Source organism: Campylobacter sp. BCW_4341, assembly GCF_001764255.1.
GTDB lineage: Bacteria > Campylobacterota > Campylobacteria > Campylobacterales > Campylobacteraceae > Campylobacter_D > Campylobacter_D jejuni.
Map to the genome: position 1 here is coordinate 47,374 of NZ_MKAH01000007.1, position 16,483 is coordinate 63,856.

The 16,483-nt window shown below is 30.6% G+C and carries 12 protein-coding genes, 2 tRNA genes and 1 pseudogene; 9 read left to right on the forward strand and 6 right to left on the reverse strand.

Annotated features, from left to right (window positions below):
• The first annotated feature begins 2 nt into the window (after nt 1-2).
• Nucleotides 3-1,934: a ribosomal protection-like ABC-F family protein gene (gene abc-f / locus AJN70_RS01115; RefSeq protein ID WP_002865923.1), complete on the forward strand. Its 1,932-nt coding sequence runs from the start codon at nt 3-5 to the stop codon at nt 1,932-1,934.
• A 29-nt stretch (nt 1,935-1,963) separates the two neighbouring features.
• Here the strand turns inward: abc-f and AJN70_RS01120 are convergent.
• Nucleotides 1,964-2,038 (reverse strand) — tRNA-Gly (locus AJN70_RS01120).
• A gap of 10 nt (nt 2,039-2,048) precedes the next feature.
• A tRNA-Leu gene (locus tag AJN70_RS01125) sits at nt 2,049-2,135 on the reverse strand.
• A 180-nt stretch (nt 2,136-2,315) separates the two neighbouring features.
• On the opposite strand from AJN70_RS01125, the gene flgL reads away from it, so the two are divergent.
• A complete protein-coding gene (flgL, locus tag AJN70_RS01130) occupies nt 2,316-4,565 on the forward strand; it encodes a flagellar hook-associated protein FlgL (protein WP_012006694.1) in 2,250 nt (749 codons plus the stop codon).
• A 109-nt stretch (nt 4,566-4,674) separates the two neighbouring features.
• Nucleotides 4,675-7,515: a DNA translocase FtsK gene (locus tag AJN70_RS01135; RefSeq protein ID WP_070295357.1), complete on the forward strand. Its 2,841-nt coding sequence runs from the start codon at nt 4,675-4,677 to the stop codon at nt 7,513-7,515.
• An 81-nt stretch (nt 7,516-7,596) separates the two neighbouring features.
• Here AJN70_RS01135 and rpsO read toward each other — a convergent pair whose 3' ends face one another.
• Complete coding sequence (rpsO, locus tag AJN70_RS01140) at nt 7,597-7,869, reverse strand: 30S ribosomal protein S15 (protein WP_002852579.1); 273 nt, start codon at nt 7,867-7,869, stop codon at nt 7,597-7,599.
• A 174-nt stretch (nt 7,870-8,043) separates the two neighbouring features.
• Between rpsO and AJN70_RS01145 the strand changes: the two genes are divergently transcribed.
• From AJN70_RS01145 to AJN70_RS01165, 5 genes are read left to right on the forward strand one after another with little or no spacing between them, the layout of a single operon-like run.
• On the forward strand, nt 8,044-8,454 hold the full coding sequence (locus AJN70_RS01145; protein WP_002852609.1) for an Rrf2 family transcriptional regulator: 411 nt from the start codon (nt 8,044-8,046) through the stop codon (nt 8,452-8,454).
• Complete coding sequence (gene flhA, locus AJN70_RS01150; protein ID WP_070295359.1) at nt 8,441-10,615, forward strand: flagellar biosynthesis protein FlhA; 2,175 nt, start codon at nt 8,441-8,443, stop codon at nt 10,613-10,615. Before AJN70_RS01145 ends, flhA begins: the two co-directional genes overlap by 14 nt.
• Nucleotides 10,616-10,623: 8 nt before the next feature.
• Entirely contained in the window at nt 10,624-11,670 is a 1,047-nt protein-coding gene (locus AJN70_RS01155; RefSeq protein WP_070239649.1) for a DHH family phosphoesterase, read from the forward strand.
• A complete protein-coding gene (locus AJN70_RS01160; RefSeq protein ID WP_002852415.1) occupies nt 11,654-11,896 on the forward strand; it encodes a hypothetical protein in 243 nt (80 codons plus the stop codon). Before AJN70_RS01155 ends, AJN70_RS01160 begins: the two co-directional genes overlap by 17 nt.
• Entirely contained in the window at nt 11,893-12,525 is a 633-nt protein-coding gene (locus tag AJN70_RS01165; protein ID WP_070295361.1) for a hypothetical protein, read from the forward strand. The genes AJN70_RS01160 and AJN70_RS01165 overlap by 4 nt, the downstream gene beginning before the upstream one ends.
• On the opposite strand, the gene AJN70_RS09545 is transcribed toward AJN70_RS01165, so the two are convergent.
• Entirely contained in the window at nt 12,513-12,653 is a 141-nt protein-coding gene (locus AJN70_RS09545; RefSeq protein WP_070295363.1) for a hypothetical protein, read from the reverse strand. The two genes, AJN70_RS01165 and AJN70_RS09545, sit on opposite strands and share 13 nt — an antisense overlap.
• 201 nt (nt 12,654-12,854) lie before the next feature.
• Here AJN70_RS09545 and AJN70_RS01175 point away from each other — a divergent pair, with 201 nt between their 5' ends.
• Nucleotides 12,855-13,841 (forward strand): c-type cytochrome, encoded by a 987-nt coding sequence (locus tag AJN70_RS01175; protein ID WP_044779283.1) that lies wholly within the window; start codon nt 12,855-12,857, stop codon nt 13,839-13,841.
• Nucleotides 13,842-13,875: 34 nt separating this feature from the next.
• On the opposite strand, the gene AJN70_RS01180 is transcribed toward AJN70_RS01175, so the two are convergent.
• On the reverse strand, nt 13,876-14,517 hold the full coding sequence (locus AJN70_RS01180) for a thiol:disulfide interchange protein DsbA/DsbL (protein WP_002861504.1): 642 nt from the start codon (nt 14,515-14,517) through the stop codon (nt 13,876-13,878).
• Nucleotides 14,518-14,604: 87 nt separating this feature from the next.
• Nucleotides 14,605-16,466, reverse strand: a pseudogene (locus AJN70_RS01185) (aryl-sulfate sulfotransferase).
• Nucleotides 16,467-16,483: the final 17 nt, after the last annotated feature.

The window sequence follows — 16,483 nt, forward strand, 5'->3', positions numbered from 1 at the left end:
AAATGGCTCTTATAGATTTAATTGAAGCTTCAAAAAAATTTGGAGACAAAATAGTTTTAAATGAAGCAAATTTTAGTGCAAACGAGGGAGAAAAGATTGCTATTATAGGGAAAAATGGAGAAGGAAAATCTACTTTTTTAAAAACGCTTTTAGGCACACTTCCTTTAGATAGCGGTAGAGTAATAAGACAAAATGGAAAAAGCATAGCCATGCTTTCACAAAGCGTTGATTTTAACGCAAATTTAAGTGTAAAAGAAGCTATCAAGCAAGAGCTTGCAGAAATTTACAATGCTTTAGAAGAATATGAAATACTGCATAAAAAATTAGAAGAAGATCCTAGTAATAAAGATTATCTTAAAAAAATAGATACACTTATGACTTTGATTGATAGTAAAGATGCTTGGAATATAGAATCTAAAATAATACGCGTTTTAAAAGAATTTAGTTTGCTTGAGTATGAAAATCGCATTATATCTACTTTAAGTGGCGGAGAAATACGCCGCGTTGGGCTTTGCATACTTTTACTAAAAAATCCTGATATTTTATTGCTTGATGAACCAACTAATCATTTAGATGTATATATGACAAGCTTTTTGGAAGAATTGCTAAAAAATTCAAAGATGTGTGTGATTTTTATTTCCCATGATAGATATTTTATTGACGCTATAGCACACAAGTGTGTAGAAGTAGAGCAGGGTAAACTTAGTATTTTTAAAGGCGGATATGCAAACTATTTAGAGAAAAAAACACAAATTTTACAAAGCCTTGCTAAGAGCCATGAAACTCTTTTAAAGCAATTAAAAAGCGAAGAAGAATGGCTTAGAAGAGGGGTTAAAGCAAGACTTAAAAGAAATGAAGGACGAAAAGAACGCATTTTTAAAATGCGTGAAGAAGCGAAAAAAAATCCTGGAGCAATCAAACGCTTAAAACTTGAAATTTCAAGAGCGGCTTTAAATTTTAATGGAGAAAAAACGATCAATCGTAAAAAAATGCTTTTTGAGCTTAAAAATATAAGCAAAAATATAAACAATAAAAATCTTTTTAAAGATTTTTCAACGCGTATTTTACAAGGTGAACGTATAGCTATCGTAGGAAGAAATGGTTGCGGGAAATCAACATTGTTAAAAATTCTTCTAGGGCAAATAAAACAAGATTGCGGTGAAATAAAACGCGGAGAGCTTAAGATAGGATATTTTGATCAGGCTAGAAGCTTGGTAAATTCTGATAAAAGCTTGCTTGAAATTTTTTGTCCCAATGGTGGAGATAGGGTTGAAGTTCGCGGTAAAAATATGCATGTTTATGGATATTTGAAAAATTTTTTATTTCCTAAGGAATTTTTAGATAAAAGCGTGGCTCTTTTAAGCGGTGGAGAGAAAAATCGCGTTGCTTTAGCCTTGCTTTTTACTAAAGAATATGATGTTTTGATTTTAGATGAGCCAACTAATGATCTTGATATAGCTACGATTAATATATTAGAAGAATATTTACTTAGTTTTGAAGGGGCTATTTTGCTAGTATCGCACGATAGATACTTTGTTGATAAAATCGCAACAAAACTTTATGCTTTTGAGGGAGATGGATATATAAATATTTTACACACTCTTTACACTGAATATCTTGAAAATGAAAAAGAAATTGAAGAATTGGATAATTTTGCTTTAGAACTTCAAACCCAAGAGCAAAATAATAACCAAAAAGAAAAAAGCTCTAAAAAATTAAGCTACAAAGAAAATGAGATATTAAAAAACCATCCTGAAAAAATAGATTTTTTAGAGCAAAAGATAGCTAAATTAAATCAAGATTTATCCGATCCAAATGTATATCAAGAAATAGGTATTAACAAGCTTTATCAAGAACTTGAAGTAATGCAAAAAGAACTTGAAATTCTAGAAAATGAGTATTTTTTAGTATTAGAGAAAAGCGAGAATTTATAATTAAAAAGATTTTATATTTTTTTACTCTATGGAGCGGGAAACGAGATTCGAACTCGCGACCCCAACCTTGGCAAGGTTGTGCTCTACCCCTGAGCTATTCCCGCAAAAAATAAGTGGTGCCCGAGGTCGGACTCGAACCGACACAAGGTTGCCCTTACCAGATTTTGAGTCTGGCGCGTCTACCAGTTTCACCACTCGGGCTCATTTTTAAGATTTAAAGCTAAAATTATACTTTTTTAGGCTAAAAAATACTTTAAAAATAAAAAGTATTTTCAAAAAGACGATATAAAATTATATAATTTAAATTTTTGGAACAGTTATTGCTTTTGTTTATTAGCAATGTTTGAAAAGATTTTAACTTTAATACTTTAGAGGAAAAAAATGAGAATTACAAATAAACTTAACTTCACAAATAGCGTGAATAATTCTATGGGCGGTCAAAGTGCTTTATATCAGATATCTCAACAACTTGCTTCAGGTTTAAAAATTCAAAATTCATATGAAGATGCAAGCACTTATATAGATAATACGCGTCTTGAATATGAAATTAAAACATTAGAGCAAGTAAAAGAATCAACTAGTAGAGCTCAAGAAATGACTCAAAATAGCATGAAAGCTTTACAAGACATGGTTAAACTTCTTGAAGATTTTAAAGTTAAAGTAACTCAAGCTGCAAGCGATAGCAATTCTCAAACCTCAAGAGAGGCTATAGCAAAAGAACTAGAACGCATAAAAGAAAGTATAGTTCAGCTTGCAAATACTAGCGTTAATGGTCAGTATCTTTTTGCAGGTTCTCAAGTTGCAAACAAACCTTTTGATTCTAATGGAAATTATTATGGAGATAAAAATAATATTAATGTAGTAACTGGAGCTGGAACTGAAAGCCCATACAATATACCAGGCTGGGATTTATTTTTTAAAGCAGACGGAGACTATAAAAAACAAATAAGCACCAATGTTAGTTTTACAGATAATCGTTGGGATTTAAATAAAGACCCTGATAAAACTAAATATCTCACAGGAGATTCTAAATGGCAACAGCTTATCGGACAAGGTTATGTAAAAGATAATGGTTTGGATCCTGATAAAGATTTTGAATATGATGATAAACTAGATTTTCCTCCAACAACTCTTTATGTTCAAGGTACTAAACCTGATGGAACAAGCTTTAAAAGCGCTGTACTTGTAAAACCTGAAGATACTTTAGAAGATGTAATGGAAAATATCGGAGCTCTTTATGGTAATACTCCAAATAATAAAGTAGTAGAAGTAAGCATGAATGATAGTGGTCAAATTCAAATTACAGATCTAAAGCAAGGCAACAACAAACTCGATTTTCACGCTGTAGCTTTCACACCACAAGCCGATGATAGAGCTGAACTTACAGGTATTATTGATGCTGCCAAACAAGAAGGCATTTCAATGGATGAAGTTACAAATAGGGTTATGCAAGCTGCTACAGCTGCTCCTAGTAACGGAGATATAACAAAATTAAACAGCCCTGTAACTGTAACAATCAATAATCAACAATTCACAATCGATTTAAAACAAACTGATTTTATCAAAAGTAAAATGACAGATACAGATGGAAATGCTACTAATGGGGCTGATTATGATAATGTATATTTTGAAAAAAATGGAAATACTGTTTATGGTAATGTTTCTCAAGTTATCAAAGGAAGCAATGCTTATGCGACTGATTCAACCAAACTTAGTGAGGTAATGGCAGGAGATAGCCTAAATGGTACTACTTTAAATTTAAAAGTCAATTCCAAAGGTGGAAATTCTTACGATGTTACTATAAATTTACAAACTTCAACTGTAAGCTATCCTGATCCTAATAATCCAGGTCAAACTATAAGTTTTCCTATAACCCATACCGATCCTGCAACTGGAAATAGTGGAGTTGTTACAGGATCAAATGATATTACTTATGGTCAAATTAATGATATTATAGGTATGTTTGCTGCAGATAAAATTCCAACCCAAAGCATAACAGCTACAAATGGAAAAGTTGATGCAAATGGTTATAATAATTTACAACAACTCATGAAAGATTCACAAGCTACTGTTGATGTAAGTATGGATTATAAAGGCCGTATTAGTGTTACTGATAAACTTTCTTCAGGTACTAATATAGAAATTTCTCTTAGCGATTCTCAAAGTGGCCACTTTCCACAACCACCATTTAGCACAACTTCTTCAGTAACAAATGGTCCAAACTTTAGTTTTAGTGCAAACAACTCTTTGGTTATTGATGAGCCAAATGTGGATATTATTAAAGATTTAGATTCAATGATTGATGCTGTTTTAAAAGGCAATATGAGAGCAGATTCTGAAAGTGAAGATCCTAGAAATACAGGTATGCAAGGAGCTTTAGAAAGGCTTGATCATTTAGCAGATCACATTAGTAAGCTTAATACAACCATGGGTGCATATCACAACACAATAGAAGATGTAAATACTCGTTCTACTTTTTTAAGCGTGAATGTACAATCTATCAAATCAAATGTTATTGATGTAGATTATGGTGAAGCAATGATGAATTTAATGCAAGTTCAACTTGCATATCAAGCTTCTCTTAAAGCTAGTACAACAATTTCCCAACTTAGCTTATTAAATTATATGTAAAATTTTTTATGGTATAATTTGGCTTTGATTTTATTTTCAAGGAAAAAATATTAAAAAAGAAGCCATTTTTACCAGCTCTACACTTGTTATTTTTTATCTTTGTCTTTGTATGCTAGCACCTAGCATGGGAGAATGGGTTTACAAGGCTAATTTATTTTTATTTGGAGAATTTGGGTATTATTATCCATTTTCTTTGCTTATATTAAATTATCTCTATTATAAAAAAAATTATAAAATAGAAAATTTTAAGCGTAGAGAACTTTTTGGTTTTTCTTTAGCCTTTTTTTCTACTTTACTTTTATTTTCTGTCTTTTATAGAGGGTTTGGGTATATTTTAGAAATTGTATATGGATTTTTTTCTATAATCTTAGGGCATACAGGGAGTGGAATTTTCGCTCTTTTGCTTTTACTATTTTCTTTGATCTTATTGTTTCCAAAATTTGCAAAAGAAATTTTAAAAATAGAATTAGATTTTACTTATTTATTAAAAGTAGAGCAAGCTTTTAAATCTTTACTTATGCGTGTATTTGGTGGAGAAAACGAGAAAGAAGATATAGGCAAATCAGAACCTATGGTGCCAAAATTAAATATTTTACAAGATAATATATACGAAAATTCACAAATAAATGAAAAAGAAAAAACCAATAACTTAGAACAGATAATTAAAGATAGCAATATCAACGCAAGTAAAAATTCAATTACCACAGCTAAGGAAAACTTTGAAAAACTAAAAAATCAAATTTTAGATGAAACCATAGAGATTGATAAACAAAGCTTAAAAGAATCGAGAAGTTTTGTTTATGAGCATTCTCAACAAGTGCGAAATTTCGCACAAAAAGCTAGTAAAATGAGCATTAGTCTTGATGAAGATTTTAATTTTATTTCAGAAGAAGAGGTAGATATGATTCCTGAACGTTTTTTAAAACCTAAAAAACTTGAAGATATAAAGCAAATAGATACAAATAAAAATTTAGATGAGCCAAGTTATAAGCGTAAAAATATTGAAATTCCAGTTTCTAAACAAGAAGTTAAACCAAAAATTTTTACAAAAGAGCTTGAACTTAGAGAGAATTTGATAAAAAAAGAAAAACTAGAACAAGAATACAAAGCCTATCAAAATGAAATTTTAGAAAATAAAGTAAAACAAGAAATTAAAAAATTAGAAGAATATGATGCGATAAATTCAAGCGATATTATAGAAGGGAATAAATATAGTTTTAATAGCCCAAAAACAATTAAAACAGAAACAGAAGAATCAAACAAAATAAATGAAAATAAAAATCCAGATAAAACAGACAATATCTTTGAATTTGCTCCCATTGTAGAAGAGTTAAATCATCCTTATATAGAACCTACTCCTATAAAAAATATAAATGAAATAGTTATAGAAGAAAAAAATACACTCGATTTTATCCAAAATACAGAAACTAAAATTGATGATAAAAAAACAAATGATCAAGAAATTAAACTTCAAAAAGCAGTTTTAGCCAAAGAAATTGCTATTAACCAAGCTTTATTGCGTGAAATAGAGCAGGGCGAAGTAGAAAAACCAAAAGATTTCACCTTGCCGCCATTAGATTTTTTAGCTAATCCAAAAGAACATAGACAAGAAATCAATGAAAGTGAAATAGATAAAAAAATTTATAATCTTCTTGAAAAGTTGCGTCGTTTTAAAATAGGCGGTGATGTTATAAGCACTTATGTTGGTCCTGTTGTAACTACTTTTGAATTTCGTCCTAGTGCAGATGTAAAAGTAAGTCGTATTTTAAATTTACAAGATGATTTAACTATGGCTTTAATGGCAAAATCAATCCGTATTCAAGCTCCAATACCAGGAAAAGATGTTGTAGGCATAGAAGTTCCAAATGATGAAATTCAAACCATTTATCTAAGGGAAATTTTACAAAGTGAAGTTTTTAAAAATGCTAAAAGCCCTTTAACCATAGCTTTAGGTAAAGATATAGTAGGTAATGCTTTTGTAACCGATCTTAAAAAACTTCCGCATTTGCTTATTGCAGGAACTACAGGTAGTGGTAAAAGTGTGGGGATAAATTCTATGCTTTTAAGTCTTTTATATCGCAACTCTCCTAAAACCTTGCGTTTGATGATGATAGATCCTAAGATGCTTGAATTTAGCATTTATAATGACATTCCTCATCTTTTAACTCCTGTTATCACAGATCCAAAAAAAGCAGTCAATGCACTTTCAAATATGGTAGCCGAAATGGAAAGACGCTATCGTTTAATGGCTGATGCAAAAACCAAAAATATAGAAAATTACAATGAAAAAATGAAAGAATTAGGTAGCGAAGAGCTCCCTTTTATTGTAGTAATTATTGATGAACTTGCTGATTTAATGATGACTGCGGGTAAAGATGTAGAATTTTATATAGGAAGACTTGCTCAAATGGCAAGAGCAAGTGGAATTCACTTGATTGTAGCCACACAACGGCCTTCTGTTGATGTTGTAACAGGACTAATTAAAGCGAATTTGCCAAGTAGAATTTCTTATAAAGTAGGGCAAAAAATTGACTCTAAGGTTATCTTAGATGCTATGGGTGCTGAGAGTTTACTTGGAAGAGGAGATTGTTTATTTACTCCTCCTGGAACAAGTTCTATAGTGCGTTTGCATGCACCTTTTGCGAGTGAATTTGAAATAGAAAAAATCGTGGATTTTCTAAAAGATCAACAAAGCGTAGAATATGATGAAAGCTTCTTAAAAGATCAGCAAAGCGCGGGTGTTACAACAAATGAAAGCTTTGATGGGGAAGTAGATGAGCTTTATGAAGAAGCTAAAAGAGTAATCTTAGAAGATGGAAAAACAAGCATTTCTTATTTGCAACGCCGTTTAAAAATCGGCTATAACCGCTCTGCAAATATTATTGAACAACTTACTCAAAATGGAGTTTTAAGCGAACCTGATGCCAAAGGACAAAGGGAAATTTTATAAGATTTTTTTTATTTTGATATAAAAACTAATTACATAAAGAAGAATTTATAAAGATAAAAGCCCAGTAAAAAGGGCTTAAAATTATTTATCTCTAAGATTTAATTCGGTAATTAACTTACTATAAGAATTATAATCTTTTCTTTTAAGATAAGATAAAAGTCTTTTTCTTTGACCTACAAGTTTTAAAAGTCCTAATCTTGATGAAAAGTCTTTTTTGTAGATTTTTAAATGTTCTGTAAGTTCTGCAATTCTTGCAGTTAAAAGAGCCACTTGAACTTCTGTTGAACCAGTATCACCTGGTTTTTTAGCGAATTTCGCAACTATTTCTGCTTTTTTGGCCGAATCCAAAGCCATGATAGACCTCCTGATTGGTAAAATAATAAAATTAAAGAACTATAATTTTACCTTAAAAAGCAAAAAATAAACTGAATTTATCTTTTTTAGAAGGTTTTGTCAAAATTTAAGTCTTTTTCTAAGAATTATTTATTATAATTACAGCTATTTCTGTAGTTATAATAAGGAGAATCTGTGCTATTTACCAAAGCTAGCGAATACGCTTTACTTTCTTTAATTTATATTTCTCAAAAAGAAACACCTCAAGATGTAGATTCTTTAGCTTTAGAGCTTGATATTCCTAAAAGTTTTTTAGCTAAAATTTTACAAACTTTAGCTAAAGATGGCTTGTTAAAATCCTTTAAAGGGGCAAAAGGTGGTTTTGTTTTAATCAAAGAACCAAGTCAATATACTATAAAAGAAATTGTTAATAGTGCCGAAAAAAAGGATATCAGTGTATTTGAATGCAGTGGTGGCACTTGTCCAAATAATAAAGAAGAAAATTGCACCTTAATGCCTATGTTAGTAAATTTACAAAATAAAGTAGATGAATTTTTAGATTCTATTACTTTAGAAGATATTATGAAAAATAATGGCAAAAAATAAAATAGTCGATTTAGTTTTTCCTTTCTTGGGGCCTTTAATTGCTCCTGTTTTAAAAGCTAAAAGCTTAACTATTGTTGGTTTTTTAGTTTGTATTTTAGCTATTATTATAGTTCCTTTACCAAGTCCTATTTTGGACTTTTTCTTAGCTTTAAGTATAGCTTTATCGGTATTAATTATTTTAATTTCTATTTATATACCTAAACCGACAGATTTAACAACTTTTCCAACTTTAATCTTGATTATTACTTTATTTAGACTTTCTTTAAATATAGCTACTACAAGGATGATTTTAAGCGAAGGGCAAAACGGCCCTGAAGCTGTGAGTGAGATTATAGCAGCATTTGGAGAATTTGTTGTTGGTGGAAATATGGTCATTGGTGTGATTGTATTTTGTATCTTAGTATTGATTAATTTCATGGTTGTAACAAAAGGTAGTACAAGGGTTTCTGAAGTACAAGCAAGATTTACACTTGATGCAATGCCGGGTAAACAAATGGCTATTGACGCGGATTTAAATGCAGGACTTATCGATGAACAAACCGCTAGAACAAGACGTCAAGAAGTTATTGCTGAAGCAAACTTCTATGGTGCAATGGATGGTTCTTCTAAATTTATCAAAGGAGATGCTGTTGCAGGAATTATCATAACTATTATAAATATCATAGGTGGTTTTTTAATAGGATCTTTTCAGCACGATATGGCTTTAAGCGATGCTGCATCTACTTATACTATTTTAACCATAGGCGATGGACTTGTATCGCAAATTCCAGGGCTTATTACTTCTACTGCAACCGCTATAATTATCACTCGTGCAAGCAAAGATGAGGAAAATTTTGCAGAAGGAACTTTAACTCAACTTTTAAGTGAATATCGCACACTTTTAATAGTAGGTTTTGTACTTTTTATCTTTGCGTTAGTACCTGGTTTGCCAACTTTATCCTTGGGCTTTATGGCTTTAGTTTTTTTAAGTCTTGGCTATCTTACCAAGCAGGTTAAGGAAGGTAAAATTGATATAACCACAGTTAAAAAAAGCAAACCAAGTGCCGCAGCTGCATCTCAAAGTGGAGCAGGTGGGACAACGGCAGCACCTGCTAAGAAAAGCGAAGAGGAAATTCTCAAAGAAGAAGAGCACAAGATTAACGACATACTCAAAGTTGAAATTTTAGAACTTGAACTTGGATACGGACTTATTAAGCTTGCTGAAAACGAACTTACAGAAAGAATTCGCTCAATGAGAAGAAGTATTGCTGAAAGTTTAGGATTTTTAATGCCAAAAATAAGAATAAGAGATAATTTAAGACTTAAACCAAATGAGTATAGTTTTAAACTCAAGGGCGTGTCTATAGCAAGTGCTGAAATTTATCCGGATAAATATTTAGCCATGGATAGTGGTTTTATCACAGAAGAGATAGAAGGGATTGCTACAAAAGAACCTGCTTTTAACTCTGATGCACTTTGGATTGATGCGAATTTAAAAGATGAAGCAACATTAAATGGCTATATAGTAATAGATCCTGCAAGTGTTATTTCAACACATATGAGCGAACTTATCAAAGCACACGCAAGCGAACTTCTTACACGCCAAGAGGTGCAAAATCTTCTTGATAAGGTTAAAAATGATTATCCAATCATTGTAGAAGGTGCTTTAGGTGTTGCACCTGTAAGTCTTATTCAAAAAATTCTCAAAGACTTGCTTAAGCATCACATACCAATTAAAGATATGCTTACTATTTTAGAATCTGTAAGCGATATAGCAGAAGTAAGCAAGAGTTTTGATATGATTATTGAACATGTAAGAGCGTCTTTAGCTAGGATGATTACAAATATGTATTTAGATGATAAAGGAAATTTGGATATTTTTATCTTAGACTCTGCTAGCTCTGCAGTGTTAATGGAAAATGTACAATTTAGAGATGGAAGTTATCACTTGCCTTTAAGTGTAGCTCAAACAGGCACTTTAGTAGATACTCTAAGGGCTGAAGTTGCCGCGGTAGCAAATGGTCGTATCAAGCCTTTTATACTTTGCGTTGAACCGCAACTTAGAAAATTCATTGCTGATATTTGTTATAATTTTAGCATTAATATAGTAGTGTTAAGTTTTGCAGAAATTGCAGAAAATACAAATTTTAATACCGAGGGTATTATTAGGATAGAACTTTAAGGAATATAATGAAAATTTATCATCTTTCGCATACAGATCTTGATGGTTATGCTTGTCAATTTGTAGTAAATTTTTATTTTAAAAATGTGAAATTTTATAATTCTAATTATGGTAAAGAAATTAATGAAAATTTTAACTCTATTATAGGCGATATAGAAAAAGATGAAAATTTCGGGAAAGCTATTATTCTAATAACAGATTTAAATTTAAATTTAAATCAATGTGAAGAATTTGAAAAAATTTGTAAAGAGAAAAATATTAAAATTTTTCTTCTTGATCATCATCAAAGTGGCGAAGAATGTGCTCAAAAATATTCTTGGTATTTACTTGATTCTAAAAGATGTGCAACTAAAATCGTTTATGATTTTTTCTCTAAAATCTGCACTCCTGTTTTAGAACTTTCAAAATTTGTTGATGTGGTTAATGCTGTTGATATTTGGCTAAGCGAGGATGAAAATTTTGAACTTGGAAAGGTTTTTTTAGGCTTGATTGCCAATGCAAAAGAAATAAATCGCGTGATGTTTAAAGAATCTCAAATCGATTATATGTTTTTCTTGCTTGATAAGGCTTGGAAATTTATAGGAAAAGAAAATGCGAATATTTTACTCGATAATGCTACTCATTTTATAAAAAAGGATTATTTTGCCAGAAAAAATGATGATACTCTTTCTAATTTAATTTCTTGTTTTGTAGTTGAAAAACTAAGTGAGCTAAAAGAAAATTTCAGTATAGAATATGAAGGCCATAAAGGCATCTTAACTTCAAATATAGGCAATACTTCTGTTATTGGAAATGATTTTTTAGTAAAAAATCCTGATTATGACTTTTTTATTGATGTTAGTTCTAGAAAAACCTTAAGTTTTCGTGCAAATGGAAAAATAGATGTAAGTTTAATGGCTAAAAATTTAGTAGGTGGTGGTGGACATAAAAATGCTAGTGGTGGACTTTTTGCGACATTTAAAGATGGAGCAAATTATAATCATATTAAGGCTCAAATTATTGATTTAATTAAAAGCAAAAAACTTAAAAAGGAAAACAATGAATCAAAACAATAATAAAACCTTAAAAAATGAACTAGAAGATTTACAATATGAGCTTAGCATAGTTTTAGAAGCTATGCTTTTATACGCTGGAGTTAAAAGAGAAAAATTAGAAAATGCAATAGAAGCTTATATTGATAATATAGATAATGTGCTCGAAAATTCCAACAAAGAAGGGGTTGATGAAATTTTAGAAGTGGTGGAATTTCTAAAAAATAAATACAAAGATTTTTTTCAATGAAAAAGTGTATTTTAATTTTTTTTAGTTTATATTCTTTAAGTTTTGCTAATATTTACGAAAAATTAAATGATTTTGCTTATGAAAAAAAACCGAACAAAGATTTTAAGATTCAAGAAGTTAAATTAGTGCAATTTTCACAAGGAAATAAAGATTGCCTTGAACTTTTAATAGAAGCTGGTCAAGTTAGAATTTTAAATAGCTATAATTCTTGTCAAAAATTATCTAAAGATGAAAGTTTTCAAAAATTTCTTAATGAAGATTTTTTAAAACTTTATAAAAATAATGGATACTTGATTAATGAAAATTTACAAAATTTGAAAAATACTATGCAAGATATTATGATATATTATAAACTCCGATATTCTTTTAGTAAAGATGTAAAAGATATGAGTAAAAATAAGAATTTGGATGTTTTAAATATAGATGAAAAAGATGGTGGTACTTTGCTTTATAAAATCAACAATCAAGCTTGCGTTGGAATAGAACTTACAAGACATGACTCAAGAATGGCTATGAAAATATACGGAATAGAAAATTTGGATAAAGAGTGCAAACTATTTATCCAATCGCCTTCTTTTAAAGATCTTTCTTACACAAAAAAAGATTTTAAGTGGTATTATTTAGAATAAATAAATGCTTTAATTTTTAAATAAAAATTTTTAAAAATCGCACTTAAAATAAAAGTATCTTGCCTTCCAAGATTTTGAAAAACGCAGTTATCTAAGTCTTTTTTTTCTTGAATGCTTAAATTTTTCATTAAACCAACCTCTAAAAATATTGCAAACTTCAATTTTATCAAAAAAACTTTATTTTTATTTTAAAGTTTTAATTATAAGGCAAATAAATATTGTTTTAAGAATTTGAAGTTTTTTATTGAAATATTATTAACTTTTATTGACTTTTTTGAAGCAAAGTTATATACTGAATTCGAATTAGACAAATTTAAGGAGGAAAAATGATGAATAAATTTTCTATAGTTTTAACTTTGTTGTTATGTGGAAGTTGTGCTTTAGCCTTAGATCCAAATTTGGAAAAAACTAAGAGTGCAACAGGTATTGATCTACCTACTGCCAAATGGAATTTACCTAAGGCTTTAAATGAAGATGGTACCATAGATGAAACTAAAATGCCAAAAAATTCAGAATATAGCAAAATGGTTATTTTGGGAAATAAAATTCTTAATGAAACAAGCAAATATGTAGGTCCACAGGCCAAAGATCCTAAAAAAAGATTTGCGGGAAATAATCTTTCTTGTTCAAGTTGCCATGCTAATGGTGGAAGTGTACAAAATCAATCAGGTTTTGTAGGAATTTGGGCAAGATTTCCACAATATAATGCCAGAGGAGATAAAGTAATTACCTTAGCAGATAGGATCAATGGCTGTTTTGAACGCTCTATGAATGGCAAAAGAATGCCTAGTGATGCGCCTGAAATGAAAGCCATGCTAACTTATATGCAATGGTTATCTCAAGGAGTTCCAGTAGGAGCTAAGATAGAAGGGCAGGGGCTTAAGAAGATAGATTTCATCTCGAGAGCAGCTGATCCTAAAAAAGGTAAAGCAATTTATATGGATAAATGTGCCGTTTGTCATCAAGAAAATGGATTAGGGCTTAAAAATGAGGATAGCGCAGGTGCGTATTATCTTTATCCACCACTTTGGGGCAATGATAGTTATAATACAGGAGCTGGAATGTATCGTCTTATCAAAGCTGCTTCTTATATTAAAGAAAATATGCCTCAAGGTGCGCCTGACTTAAGTCTTGAAGATGCTTATGATGTAGCAGCTTACATGAATTCACAAGCCCGTCCTATTAAAGCAAATAGAGATAAAGACTTTCCAGATAGAAAGGTTAAGCCTTTGGATATGGATGTAGGACCTTATGATGATAGCTTTTCTACAACCCAACATCGCTATGGACCTTATACAAATATGATCAAAAAATAATTTTAAGGCAATTTTTATTGCCTTAAAAAATTTATTATTTCATATTACTTAATTTTTTAACTAGATCTTCTAAATCTTGCATCGAATTGATTGCACTTGGGTTAATTTGATATTTTCCATTAACAACAAAAGCAGGGGTGCCATAGGTTTTAGCTATATCATTAGCTCTTTGAAACTCGCTTAAAATTTCTTTAGCTTTTGGGGTATTTAAAAAATTTAATACTTCATTTTTATTTACATTCATAGCCTTTAAACCTATGTCGTAAAATTCATCTAAATTCGAAAAATTTCTTTGCTTGTTTAAAAAATAAGAAACAAAATAAACATCAGCAAGTTTATGAGATAAACTATCAGAATAACTCGCGTCTTTACCATTTTGCTCATCTTTGTATTGAGCAAAGGCAAAAAGCTCATTCATTTCTTTGGAAAAATCTCCATTCATTAAACTTACAGGATAGAGTTTAAAATGTAAATTTGGAAAAGCTTCTCTTAGTTTTTCAAGGGTTCCAAATTTATGATGATTATAACAATGTATACATTTATAAGAAAATGCTTCTATTACACTATTTTCGGAGTTGGGTAAATTTGGATTAAGAGTAATAAAACTATTATTTGCTAACGCAAAACTTGAGCAAAATACAAGCGCTAAAACAAATTTGCAAAAAAAATTACGCATACTATATCCTTGATTAAATAAAATTTTCAGAGATAATTTTATTTAAAAAAAATAAATAAGCCCAAATTTATTTTTGGGCTTATTGTTTTATTTTTTAGGATTGAATGCTTGATCAACGCTAAAAGGCATTGCTTGATAACCCGTGCCTGAACCGCTAAATTGAATTTGAACCGAAGGCTCCTTAGCACCCCAGTTAAATTCATCAATTTCAGGTTTTGGCTCTCCAAGACTTACACCTTTGCTAAGATCAAAAGCCATTCCAGCTGTTGCGCTATAAACCATAATAGAATCTTTATCTGGTTCATATTGAGTTAAAGAAGTTACAGGAGAAAACCATTCATTTCCACGATTTTTACCATATTCCCAAATTTGTTCCACAGTTTTATTTTGCTGATCGATTTTATAAATTACAGCACGAGAATATTTTTGACTTGCAAACGCAGGTTGTTCAGCTCCTCTTGCATCACCATTATCAAAAACACTTATATAAATATAACGCTTGTTTGATTTACTATCAATTCTCCAGCCTGTATGTTGCGTCCAAGTGAAATCAAATCCACCATTGTCATTTTCATAACCTGGGCATTTGCTATAATCATCATCACAAACAATTTTTTTGCCATTTTTATCTACAGGTTGCAATAAATATTTTTGAAATTCTTTATTCCACCCTTTATGTGCCCCTAAAATCCATTTTATTTTTTTATCACGACCAATTTTAACAACAGCACTTTGATGGCGACTAGAAATAATAATACTATCATCACTTGGATCATAATCAACGCTATTTACATGAGCCCAATTCCTACCTATACCTGTACCTGCTATATCTCCAAATTTGTCGCTTTCATCCATTTTGGCAAGTTCTTCATCGCTTAAAGTTTTACCCGCTTTGCTTGCATCTATATTTAAACACACTGCACCTTGATCTAAAGCTTTGATAATAGTACTTCTATAAGGATCTAAAATCTCATACAATCTCCAATCATCAACAACATTACCATTCTCATCTACTTCTATAATAGCATCACGCACTGTGCGTACATGCTTACCATCTGGACGCAAAGTATTTGCTGAAGCTACTCTTAATAAATAATGCCCATTTTGCATATTGTCCATAGCATGAGAAAAATCTATATAGGTAGCAGGTAATTTGCGATTGAAAATTTCTCTTCCTAAGATATCGTATTTTACATATCTTTGACCAAATCCCCAAGTTAAAGCTCCATCTTTGTTTTGATGAAAACCCATCATAATTCCACGATTGTAAATATTATCCCAGTTCATTAGTTTATCGTTATCAAAATACCATCTGATTTCACCCTTAGTATCTATGATAAAGACATTTGAATTTTCATCCCATTCCATAGCACCACCTACAGGATTATTCCATACAGATTGTGAGCCTTTGCCAGATTGTTTTCCAGGAGCATTATTTACTAAATATAGCCTATCTGAAAATTTTGGATCCATTTTTAATACTTTCACATTTTCAAAAGGAGTTCCTCTTTGATCAGTACTTCCACTTGGTTCTATGCTAACCCCTGGAGTTGTAATTTTATAAATCTCATCAATGACTTTTTGACTTTTACCATTTGCAGTTTTAGTATAACTTACCTTTACTGTATTAAATAAGAAGGATAAAGTCCAAAAATAGGAATTCCACCATAAGTCTTAGCCATTTTAGAATTCACATTATAAGAAATAGTTTGACCATTTGGTTTAGGAACAATGGTTACTTTTATATCACTTAAGACATAACCATTATCCATAATAATAGCGGTCAAAGGAGACAATCCATAAGGATTCATTTTAATCGCACCTATTTGTCCTTGAATTTGCCAATCTATTTTCGCTCCACTAGGACCACCCATGGCCATTAAAGCATTAGGTGCAAGTAGGGTAGAACCCGCCAAAAGTGCCATACAAAGAGTTTTGCTAAGTCTCATGATCAATCCTTTAAAAT